The organism is Streptomyces sp. enrichment culture, from assembly GCF_964273255.1.
Classification (GTDB): Bacteria; Actinomycetota; Actinomycetes; order Streptomycetales; family Streptomycetaceae; genus Streptomyces.
This window is the reverse complement of sequence record NZ_OZ186835.1, coordinates 1,464,179-1,476,460: the sequence shown is the minus strand read 5'-3', so window position 1 is coordinate 1,476,460 and position 12,282 is coordinate 1,464,179. Positions and strand designations below refer to the sequence as shown.

Sequence of the window (12,282 nt, the reverse complement as noted above, 5' to 3'; positions counted from 1 at the left end):
AGCCGCCCGGACGGTGATCGGGCACTGTGCGACGGGGAGCGGGTGCGGTCGAGACCTTGCGGTCGTGAGCGCGCGCGCCGGGGACCGGTGGCCGGTCACGGCGAGCGCTCCACCGTGCCTGCCCGGTGGGCGTCCGGGCCGTCCACCGGTGGCCGGAGAATGGGGACAACGCGACGCCGCACCACCTGGTTGCCGATGCGCGAGGACCGGTCGAGTCCGCTCATGCGCGCCTCCCACCAGCGCGCATTCCGCAGGTCTCACCCCGTGAAACACATCACACTGCGGTGCGCAGGTCGGCAGGTGAAGGTCAGAGCGCAACTGCACGTTGCGCAGCGTCACTTCACCGGAAGTGGAGGCCGTGCCTCACCTGGCTGCGCACGGGTTCGGTCCGGCTTTGCGACGTAATTTCCACAGTGCGGAACGTGCTCGTGGGACGTTCGTGTCTGCCGGCTCCGGCTGGCCGGTGACGCAGAGCTTCCCTTGGGGTGCGGGTGGGAGCGGCGTCAAACCGCACAAACGTACGTGAACTCGTCTGGTCGAGGTCGTGAGATGCGAGGCCCCGGGTGTGCCATGCGCTTGACTCCAAGGAGTGAAACGGCTTTGACTCTGCGCCACTTGTGCAAATTTTGAAACTCTGGGGTAGAGGCTGTGGATTCTAGGGCGGGGGGCACAGTCATGCCCAAAAGTCGTCGCGGGAGACGGATGTACCGCGGGGTGTCGGTCATAGGTGCGTCTGTTCTGGCGCTGTTGGCGACGGCATTGGTGCACACGCCCGCAGCCCGGGCATCGGTGTCGACGGCGGACGCCGGACAGCTGTCGGCGGGGCAGAAGGCGCTCGCGGAGGCCCAGAAGTCCGGCAGGCGGGTCGAGGTGACGGAGCAGCGCTCCGAACGCACCACGGTCTTCGCCAATGCGGACGGACACACCTTCACCTTGCAGGAGTCGTCGGTTCCGGTACGTGTCTCCCGGCCCGGGGGTGGCTGGGAGAAGCCGGATGCGACGCTGGAGAAGCGCGCGGACGGATCGATCGCTCCGAAGGCCGCGGCTCCGCAGATCGTGTTCTCCAGCGGTGGCGGCAAGGATCCGCTGGCGCGGATCGCCAGCCAGGGCCGCTCGATGGAGCTGAGCTGGCCCGGCAGCCTGCCCGAGCCGCAGCTCGACGGTGCAAGCGCCGTGTATGCCGAGGTGCTGCCCGATGTGGACCTGAAGGTCACCGCGACGGTGGAGAGCTTCCAGCACGTCCTGGTGGTCAAGACCCCTGAGGCGGCGGCCGGCGAGAAGCTGAGAAAGCTCACCTTCGGCCTGAAGACGAAAGGGCTCGAGGTCCGGGAAGGCGCATCGGGAAGCCTCGCCGCGGTCGACCCGAATGGCCAGACGGTGTTCAAGGCACCGCCCGCCCGTATGTGGAACTCGGCGGGCCAGGCGCACGCGCAGCCGTCCGCGCTTCACATGACGCGTGCGGCGGCGGACGAGACGGCACCGTCCGACGCAGGCCCGTCCGACCCCGCTGAGTCGGCCCCGTCCGGTTCCGGCCTGGAGCCGGGCCAGGGTGACCAGGTGGCGACGATGGATGTGGAGGTCGGCAAGGGAACGCTGTCGATCACCCCGGACAGCACACTGCTCGCCGAGAAGGACCCTTCTGCCTTTCCGCTCTTCATCGACCCGTCGGTGACCTGGGGCGAGGCGGAACGGACGCTGCTGCGGTCGGACGGCTACGAGTCCTACGGCTGGGGCAACGGCGATGACGGCATGGGCAAAGGCGCCGGCAAGTGCGGTACCTGGAACGGCTACTACTGCGGTCCGGGGTACGTGCAGAGGCTGTACTTCGAGTTCTCGCCCGCGAGCCTCAAGGGCAAGCACGTCCTGGACGCGACCTTCCGGGTCACCGAACCGTGGGCGTTCCAGTGCGCCCCGCGCTGGGTGGATCTGGTCCGCACCAACAACATCTCCTCCTCCACCACGTGGTCCTCGCGCCCCAAGGCGCTGGATCTGATGGGCGATCGGCATGTCTCGGCGGGGCGGGGCGACCTGTGCAGCCCGGGACTGCCGGATGCGGCGATCGAGTTCAACGACAACCCGGAGGAGACGAACGAGAACCTCACCCCGACCGTGAGGAACTTCGCGGCGGGCAAGTTCTCCCGGCTCACGCTGGAGATCCGGGCGCACGACGAGTCGGACACCTCGGCGTGGAAGCGGTTCAAGAACGACGCCGTGCTGGAGGTGAAGTACGTGGCCAAGCCGGCCACGCCCACGCAGGTGGGCATGGTCTCCGGCTCCGGCTACGTCTGCTCCACGGACGCGGCCAACCCCAGCATCGTGTCCGACCCGACCCCGCAGGTGCAGGGGCGCCCCCGGACTGCGGCCGGCGGTGAGAAGGGAGCGAGCCTGCGCATACGGTGGCGCACCGAAAAGTACAGTGGCTCGGCGTGGACGGTTGCCCACACCGATGTGGACGGCCCGTCCACCGGGTACGTCGGGAATCTGGTCAAGCAGACGCGCAGCCTGCCCACTCTCCAAGAGGGCGTGAAGTACCGGCTGAAGGCCCTGACCCTCTCCTATTACGAGAACGGTGGCCATCGGCAGAACACCGGCTACACCAGCCCGTGCTATTTCGTGATCGACTCGAGCGCGCCCAAGGCTCCGCAGATCACCGTGGGCAGTCCCTACACCAAGTGCACGGCCAACGCCTGCGTGGCCGGCGGTGGCCCGGGGGTGAAGGGCACCTTCACCTTCAGACCCGCCTCGGGGGACACCGGCGTCGTCTCGTATCAGTACACGTTGTCGGGCATGACGACGTGGCCGACGGCCAACGGGTCGTCCGCGACGGTGCAGTTGACTCCTCCGCAGACGGGAACGTACACGCTGTGGGCCCGGGCGAAGGACGGCGTCGGCCGTTACGGAGCCTGGACCGCGGTCGACTTCCTGGTCGCCGCCGGGGCGGGGCCGATCGCGCGGTATCACTTCGACGAGACCGAGGGCGTCGCGGTCGACGCAGCCACCGAGGACGGCAAGGACGACGCTGTCCTGAGTGCTGGTGCGAGCCGGCCCAACTACGGGCGGCGCGGTCTGATCACGCATGACGCGCAGGGGCAGCCGCTGGAGGCTCCGGCCGACGACAGGGGCCTGATGCTGGACGGTGCCGGCGGTCATGCGGCGACCAGCGACCCTGTGGTGGAGACCCGGTCCTCGTACACCATCTCCGCGTGGGCACGGGTGACACCGGGGGCGAAGGGAACCCGTACCGTACTGAGCCAGGACGGCGGCAACATCAGCCCGTTCTACGTCTCCTACGGCGCGGACGGGATCAAGGACTGGAGCCTGCGGGTGCTGACCGTGAAGGACGGCTCCTACACCTGGAACAAGGCACGTGCCAAGCAGACCAGCCCCACCGGTGTCTGGACGCATGTGACGGCGAGCTTCGACGCCGACGCCAACAAGGTCCGCCTCTACGTCAACGGAGTGTTCCAGTCCGAGGTGGACGCCGGCGCACCGTGGTCGGCCACGGGCGGCCTGCAGATCGGCAGGGCGAAGTGGAGTGGCAACTACGTCGACCACTTCGACGGCGTGGTGGACGAGGTCACGGTCTGGCAGCGCACGCTCACACCGGAGGAGATCGCCGATGACGCCAGAGTGCTGGTTTCGGAACAGTTCGCCGGCGTGGAACTGATCGCGGACTGGAACCCCACCCGCGGCGTCGACGGCACCACGGTCAAGGACACCGTCTCCTCCTACGGGAAGAGCCTCACGCTGGCCGGAGGCGCTTCGGTCACCGACGACGAGATCGTCCTGGACGGTGTCGACGACGCCGCCACGGCCGCAGGCCCCGTGGTGGACGGCAGCGGTTCCTTCACGGTGACCACCGGTGCGACCCTCGACGGAGCGAAGCTGCTGACCAAGGACGTCGGTTACATCGGGCAGATCACGGGCCAGCGCACCGCGGACGGCTCCGCATGGGGCCTGTGGTTCGAGCTCACGGGCAAGAAGACCGTGATGGACGAGGACACCATGGAGGAGATCACAGTGCCGGAGGGCAAGTGGCACTTCGGCCGTCTCGAGTCCGACGGCACGTTCTCCTCCGTCACCTCCGAGGAGACCGCGAGCGTGGACAGTGTCGCACGGCTGACGGGCGTCCACGATTCGGTGGCCGGCACGATCAGTCTCTACGTCGGCTACAGCCAGAACGGCGATGCCACGGCGTACACGGCACAGATCGGCAGTGGCGAGTTCGCTCTCGGCAAGGCGTATGCGAGCGGGGGCTGGAAGCACTTCCTGCCCGCTCGGATCTCCGAGGTGCGCCTGTGGGTCGGCGCGATGGCCAGCGCCGAGCAGGTCGAGGCCGCGGTGGGCGACTGACCCGCAGTGGACGGTCGGGCAGCCGGTCATGGCGGCTGCCCGACCACCGCGCGGCCGCATAGCGCGGCCGCTGCCCCAGCTTGATTGTTCTTCCAGCTCTCGTGAACCGGGTGGGTACGAAACTCATGACATTTGGCATAGGCACCTCAAAGAGAGGTGCGGGTGGTGCTCGGCGGTGGGGGCGGCGCCTTGTCGTACCCGCGGTGGCCCTGGCGCTGCTGGCCCCGGTCGGTCAACTGCCGGTCGCGACGGCCGGCGAGCAGGGCCTGGGGCGCCCCGCGGTGCCCGAACCCCGCGTGAGCAAGGTCGACGAAGTCAAGAGCCTGGGTGCGAAGAAGGCACGTGACAGGGTCTCCGAAACCAAGAAGGCCGGAGAACAGCGAGCACGCAAGGCCAGGCAGGAACAGACAACCGCCTGGCCCGAGCCCGACACGGCCTCCACGACACTCTCCGCCGACAAGGCGGCCGAGGTGGACCTCGCGGGAGTTCCCGTCACCGCACAGCCGGTGAAGACCCGGAGCAACGCGGCGGCCGCGGGGCCCGTTGACTTCACGGTCCTCGACCAGAAGGCCGCCCGCAGGACCGGGATCACCGGCGTGCTCTTCACCGCCGGCGCCGGCACCGCCGGGACGGCGCAAGTCAGCGTCGACTACCGCACCTTCGGCTCCATGATCGGTGGTGGCTGGTCGGAACGCCTGCGCCTGGTGCAGCTCCCGGCCTGCGCGCTCACGACCCCGCACAAGGCCGAGTGCCGCGAGCAGACCCCGCTCGCCTCGACGAACGACCCCACGCAGCAGACCGTCTCTGCCCAGGTCCGGCTTGCCGAGACCACGTCGGGTACGAGCACGCAGCTTGCCTCGGCGAGCGGACCCGCCGGCGCCACCGTGTTCGCGGTGACCGCGATGGCGGCAGGGGCGGGGGAGTCGCCCAACGGGACCGGTGACTACTCCGCGACCGGACTCGCCGCGTCGTCGTCGTGGGCGGCGGGCGGCAGTTCGGGCTCGTTCACCTGGAACTACGGCCTCACCGTGCCACCGGCCGCGGCCGGTCCCACACCGAGCCTGAGCCTGTCGTACGACTCGGGCAGCATCGACGGACGCACCGCCTCCACGAACAACCAGGGAACCACGGTCGGGGAAGGGTTCACCCTCACCGAGTCCTACATCGAGCGCACCTACGGCAGCTGCGACGACGACGGCCACGACAAGGTCTTCGACCGCTGCTGGAAGTACGACAACGCCCTCCTGGTCCTGAACGGCCAGTCCAGTCGCATCATCAAGGACAACACCACCGGTACCCACCGCCTGGAGAACGACGACGCCTCCACGGTGAAGCGCTCGAGCGGCGCGGACAACGGGGACGACAACGGCGAGTACTGGACCGTCATCACCGGAGACGGTACGAAGTACGTGTTCGGCCTGAACAAACTGGACGGATCCGCTGACCAGCGCACCAACTCCACCTGGACGACACCGGTCTTCGGCGACGACTCCGGCGAACCCGGCTACGACAAGGGCAGCACCTTCGCCGACCGGTCACTGACCCAGGCATGGCGGTGGAACCTCGACTACGTCGAGGACACCCGGGGCAACGCCTCGACCTACTGGTACGCGAAGGAATCCAACCACTACCCGAAGAACAAGGCCGCCACCGCCAACGCCTCCTACACACGCGGTGGTTATCTGAAGGAGATCAAGTACGGGCTGCGCAAGGGCGCGCTGTTCACCGATGACGCCGATGGGAAGGTGACCTTCTCCCACACCGAACGCTGCACCGTCTCGGACTGCTCGGAACTGACCGAGGACACGGCCAAGCACTGGCCCGACGTCCCCTTCGACAGCCTCTGCACCAGTGGCGACACCGACTGCAATGCCGCAGGACCGACCTTCTTCTCCCGTAAGCGGCTCACCGGGATCCACACCTACTCCTGGAACGCCTCGGCCCGCACGTACGACCCGGTCGACTCGTGGGCGCTGACCCAGGAGTACCAGGACGCCGGCGACATCGGGGACACCACCGACCACGTCCTGGTCCTCAAGTCGATCAAGCGCACGGGCAAGGCCGGCACCGCGATCGACGTCGACCCGGTGGTGTTCACCTACCAGCTGCGCCCCAACCGGGTCGACGGCACGGACGACATCCTGCCGCTCAAGCGCCATCGCATCGCGACGATCACCTCGGAGACGGGGGCCATCACGACCGTGACGCTGTCGGCGCCGGAGTGCAGGCGCAGCGAGGTGCTCGGCGCCGCACAGGACTCCAACACCCGATCCTGCTACCCGCAGTTCTGGAACATCAACGGTGCCACGGAAGCGTCGGTGGACTGGTTCCACAAATACCGCGTACTCGCGGTCGGTGTCGCCGACCCGACCGGGCAGAACGAGACGGTCGAGAACGCCTACGACTACTCGGGCGCCGCATGGCGCTACGCCGACGATCCGTTCACGCCGAAGGACGAGCGGACCTGGTCCCAGTGGCGTGGATACCGTGATGTCACCGTGTACGCCGGTGCGCTGGACACCACTCGTTCCAAGACGGTCTCGCGCTACCTGCAGGGCATGCACGGCGACAGGAAGAAGGACGGCACCACCAGGACCGTCAGTGTCGAGCCGCTGATGGACACCGACGTCACCTTCCCCGCCGTGACCGACAGCGACCAGTACGCGGGCCAGTTGCTGCAGAAGGTCGCCTACAACGGCAGCCGGACCGTCTCGGCGTCGTACACCAACTACACGTCCAGGACCACCGCCACGCAGACGGTGCCCGGCGCGGCCGCTCACGTCGCACGCTGGACGCGGCCCAACACCTCGTACGCGAGCACCTACCTGACCGCGTCGAAGTCCTGGCGCACCCACGTCGTCACCAACCGTTACGACGACCTGGGCATGGTCAGGGAGGTCGACGACTACGGACAGAAGGGGCTGGGAGGCGACGAGACCTGCACCCGTACCTGGTACGCCCGCAACGCGGACGCCGGCATCAACAGCCTGGTCTCGCGCACCCGGACCGTCGGCAGGGAATGCTCCGTCGCCGACACCGCACTCGACCTGCCCGCCGACGACAAGCGCCGCGGTGACGTCCTCGCCGACTCAGCGGTCGGCTATGACGGCGCGAGCACGTGGTCGGAGTCGATGAAGCCGGCCAAGGGCCTGGTCACCTGGACCGGCCGTGCCAAGAGCTACGCCTCCGGCAGCCCGAGCTGGCAGACGATGACCAGCAGCGCGGTCACGGACTTCGACGCGCTCGGCCGCCCCACCAAGGTGAGCGACACGGACGGCCAGGCCATCACCACCGCCTACACCCCGGCCGCCGCCGGGCCACTCACCAAGACCATCAGCACCAACCCACTGGGTCACAAAGCCACCAGCTTCCTCGACCCCCGCCGGGGCCAGCCGTTGCGTCTGTACGACGCGAACCTGAAGAAGACCGAACTCGCCTACGACGCCGTCGGCCGGCTCACGTCCGTGTGGCTCCCCAACCGCTCGAGCGCCAGCCAGAGCCCCAGCTCGAAGTTCGCCTACCACATGGACAACAAGAAGCAGTCCTGGGTGTCCTCCTCCACCCTGAGGAGGGACGGCGAGACCTACACCACCAACTACGCCATCTTCGACGCGCTGCTGCGCCCCCTGCAGACCCAGTCGCCGACACCCCAGGGCGGCCGTCTGCTGACCGACACCCGCTACGACACCCGCGGCCTCCCCTACGAGTCCTACGCGGACATCTTCGACACCACCAGCAGCCCCAACGGCACCTACACCCGTGCCGAGTACGGCGAGGCACCCAAACAGACCGGAACGGTCTTCGACGGGGCCGGCCGGGCCACCAGGACCACCCTGCACGTCTTCGGCGTCGAGAAGTGGTCCACCACCACCACCTACACCGGTGACTCCACCGCCACCACGGCCCTGGACGGCGGCACGGCCACCCGCACCATCACCGACATCCGGGGCCGCACCCTCGAAACCCGTGAGTACGCCGGTGCCACCCCTGCCGACCCCCAGTACGGCGACGGCCCCGGCACCAGCTACGCGTCCACCAGGTTCGACTACACCCGGGACGGGCTGCAGACCCGCATCATCGGCCCGGACGACGCCAAGTGGTCCTACGGTTACGACCTGTTCGGCCGGCAGATCACGGCGACCGACCCCGACCGGGGCAAGAGCACCACCGAGTACGACGCGCTCGACCGGGCCGTCAGGTCCACCGACTCCCGCGGCAAGGCGATCCTGACCGCCTACGACGTCCTCGGCCGTTCGACCGGGACCTGGACCGGGTCCAGGAGCGACGCCAACCAGCTCACCGCCACCAGCTACGACTCCCTGCTCAAGGGGATGCCGGACAGCAGCACCCGTTACGTGGGCGGGAAGAACGGCCGGGCGTACACCGACACGGTCACCGAGTACGACACGTTGTCCCGCCCGGTGGTCAGCACCCTGCGTCTCCCCGCTGACGATCCGTTCGTGAAGGCCGGTGCGCCGGCGACGCTGGAGTTCGAGACCGCCTACAACCTCGACGGCACCCTCAAGCACACCAAGGAACCGGCTCTGGGAGGCCTGCCCTCCGAGATCGTCGACTACGGCTACAACAAGCTCGGGCAGGTCACCTCGGTCGGCGGTTCCACCGGATACCTCCTGAACGCCGACTACTCGGCGATCGGGCAGCCCACCCAGCTCACCCTGGGCACCGCCAACACGGCCGACCACAAGAAGTCCTACCTCAACAACCGCTACGAGCAGGGCACCGACCGTCTGATCCGCAGCTTCGTCACGGACGACACCCACGGCTACATGCTGCAGGACCTCAACTACGGCTACGACGAGGCCGGCAATGTCACCTCCATCGCCGACCCCACCACACTGGGCGGCACCAGTAGCGCCGAGACCCAGTGCTTCGCCTACGACGGCCACCGCCGGCTCATCGAAGCCTGGACACCCAGCTCCCAGAAGTGCTCCGACCCCCGCAGCACCGGCAGCCTGTCCGGCCCGGCTCCGTACTGGAACAGCTACACCTACAACGACGCGGGCCAGCGCACCACGGAAACCACGCACGAGCCCGCCGGCGACACGAAGACCACCTACTGCTACACCAGAACCGATCAACCACACTTCCTGACCGGCACCACCACCAAGGGCGACTGCGCCGGCCCGGAGAAGACCTACACCCCCGACGCGACCGGGAACACCGTCAAGCGCCCCGGCGCCACGGCGGTCCAGGACCTCGCGTGGTCCGAGGAGGGCAGGCTCGCCAAGCTCACCGAGAGCGGCAAGGCCACCGAATACCTCTACGACGCCTCGGGCGAACTCCTGATCCGCAACACCGCCGGAGGGGAGAGGGTGCTGTACGCCGGCGCCACCGAACTCCACCTGCGCGCCGACGGCACCACCTGGGCCCAGCGTCATTACACCGCCGGTGGCCAGACCATCGCCGTCCGCTCCAACGAAGACCTCAGCAACAGACTCACCTACCTGGCCGGCGACCGCCACGGCACGATGTCCCTGGCCATCAACGCCGACGCCGCCCAGACCCACAGCAAGCGCTACACAAGCCCCTTCGGCGCCGAACGGGGCGAGCCCACCGGTGCCCCCTGGCCCGACGACAAGGGATTCCTCGGCAAGACCGACGACAGAACCACCGGACTCACCCACATCGGCGCCCGTGAGTACGACCCGGCCATCGGTCAGTTCATCAGCGTCGACCCCCTCCTCAGCCTCGACCAGCCGCAGTCCCTCAACGGCTACAGCTACGCCAACCAGCACCCCGCCACGGCCTCGGACCCGACGGGCCTGCGAGAAGGCTGCGGCGCCACCTATGTCACCAGCACCTGCGCATCACCCGTGACGTCGGGAGTCAACAACGCGGTCAGCGGCGGCAACCCCGGAAGCCCCGGGAATTCCGGCAGCAAGAAGCCGTACGGCGGCGCGATCGGCGGATATCACGACGTCGGATACGGCCCTTCACAGGTGCGTCATAAGTCGCCCTACACGCCGCCCCCGCCGTCCTACTTCGAAGTCCTTGCCGCACCTGGGCCCGAGCCCGATCAGTTCGAGAAGGCGTTCTCCACAGCCCTCGCGTATCTGCAGGACGACCGGATGTACAACTACCTGCCGACCAGCGAGCTCATGGCACTGGCCGGCGCGGCGGTGTGCGAGCAATACATCGACTGCTCTGAGGAGCTGCACAGCTACTTCGTCTGGGACCTCAAGTTCTCGCCGGAGTACATGGAATCAGTGGGCCCCCTGATCGGAACCATGGGCGGAAGCCCGTACAGCCTCCGGGGCAAGGGCAACCCTCCGGCGAGCGGGCCGTGGAAGGAGATGCGCGGCATCGGGTGCAAGAGATGCTTCCTCGCCGGAACCGACGTTCTCATGGCGGACGGCTCCACGAAGAACATCGAGGACGTGGAGCTGGGCGACGAGGTACTGGCCGCCGACCCACTGACCGGCGAGCTGGGCCCGCGCGAGGTGACTCGCCTCATCCGTACCGAGGACGACAAGCATTTCAACACGCTCTCCCTCGTCACCGAGGACGGCACGGAAGAGCTCACGGCGACACACGAGCACCCGTTCTGGTCGCCCTCCCAGCAGAGCTGGATAGCAGCCGGCGACCTCGCCTCGGGCATGACCCTGCTCACCGACGACGGCCACACGGTCATCGTCACAGCCAACAAGCCCTTCACCCAGCACGCTCGCACGTACAACCTCACTGTCGACGACCTCCACACCTACTATGTGCTGGCGGGCGGGACGCCGGTACTCGTTCACAACTCCAACGGGTGGTGTGGGCCTGGCCTGAGAACGGCATCGGAAGCTGGTATCAGCCCGAATGATGCCAAGCGAATTCAGAATGCCGCCGACAAGGCGGGGCAGCCAATCATCGTGGTCGGAAGCCGCGCAAACGGAACCCCCAACCCGACGTCAGACTGGGACTACATCCTGTCTGGCCCGTCCAGAACTCGTCACAGCGTCAAGAATTCGCTGCCAAGAGGGACGGGTGATGGTGAAGGGAGCGGGCGCGGTCGAGACTTCTGGCAAAGCTATAATTCGAACCGCCCCGACTACGCAGAGCTGGATCGGAATAGGCCGTACGTGGTATTCGAGCCCCGGAGCAGGTGAGGACTTGAGAGCGTCAGAGCGCGTCATCAACGAGGTCGCTCAAGGGCTCCGCGCCCTGGACAATGCTGTGGCCTGGTTCTCCTCGTTGGAACAGGCGCAGCAGAAGGCGGTACTGCACGAGGTTGTTCGTTACGCCATGCAGGCCCAGGCAACGGTGAACGACGCGCGTGAGGGGCTACCGCGATCAGGTGTCAAGCCGACCATGACCCCGGCAGTGCTGATTGTGCGGGAACCGATTTTCGAACAGATGGGAAAGATTATAAATCTGCCTCCCGGTGAGTACGTGAAATCATTTCGCGTACTATTGTCCATGTTCGCAGTAGCTGACACGCGACGAAGAGAAACGGAGTGCCGAGGAGCTTGTAGCCACGCCTGGCACAACCTGTCGTAAGCGCCGACGCCACCGGCGCACCGAGGGGTAGATTGCCAAGGGTTTCAGAGTTCACTTGGGCGCACATTGGCAGCCCCCGCCGAGTTGGTAATCGGCGGGGGCTCTCGGGCGTCTGACGGCAACGTTAGCGGACGAGCGTTGCGGCAGGCAGTTCGTCAGGGGGTTCCTCGGCGTGGCCGCCTGACGTGCTCTCAGATGTCCCGGAAGGGACCGGCGAATGCCGTGACCTGCTGCGATGGACCGTAGCAGGTCGCTGACCTGGGGAAATAATCTTTCGGCTGTTGCACGATCGTGCCGTTGATGCGGCCGGAAGTCCCAGAAAAGTCCCAGGGTCCGACCTTTCGACACTGCGGGAAGCCGCCACGGCCGCCATGCATCTGTCCGCACGGACGCCCGCCGTTTTCCTGATGTGCGCTTCCCGCCTGC

General features: G+C 67.4%; 4 protein-coding genes. 3 read left to right on the top strand and 1 reads right to left on the bottom strand.

The genetic code is table 11. The features are described 5' to 3' along the window. Nucleotides 1–95 precede the first annotated feature (95 nt). A complete protein-coding gene (locus ACSU53_RS06355) occupies nt 96–224 on the bottom strand; it encodes a hypothetical protein (RefSeq protein WP_437025421.1) in 129 nt (42 codons plus the stop codon). Nucleotides 225–702: 478 nt separating this feature from the next. On the opposite strand from ACSU53_RS06355, the gene ACSU53_RS06350 reads away from it, so the two are divergent. The 3 genes from ACSU53_RS06350 to ACSU53_RS06340 all read left to right on the top strand — a co-directional run bounded on the left by ACSU53_RS06350 (nt 703) and on the right by ACSU53_RS06340 (nt 11,856). Further along, nucleotides 703–4,353, top strand: coding sequence for a LamG domain-containing protein (locus tag ACSU53_RS06350; RefSeq protein WP_437025419.1), 3,651 nt, complete (start codon nt 703–705; stop codon nt 4,351–4,353). 125 nt (nt 4,354–4,478) lie between these two features. Continuing rightward, nucleotides 4,479–11,465, top strand: coding sequence for a polymorphic toxin-type HINT domain-containing protein (locus ACSU53_RS06345; protein ID WP_437025417.1), 6,987 nt, complete (start codon nt 4,479–4,481; stop codon nt 11,463–11,465). Next, nucleotides 11,347–11,856 carry a DUF5958 family protein gene (locus ACSU53_RS06340; protein WP_437025415.1) on the top strand — a complete coding sequence of 170 codons (510 nt, stop codon included), beginning with the start codon at nt 11,347–11,349 and terminating at the stop codon, nt 11,854–11,856. The genes ACSU53_RS06345 and ACSU53_RS06340 overlap by 119 nt, the downstream gene beginning before the upstream one ends. Nucleotides 11,857–12,282: the final 426 nt, after the last annotated feature.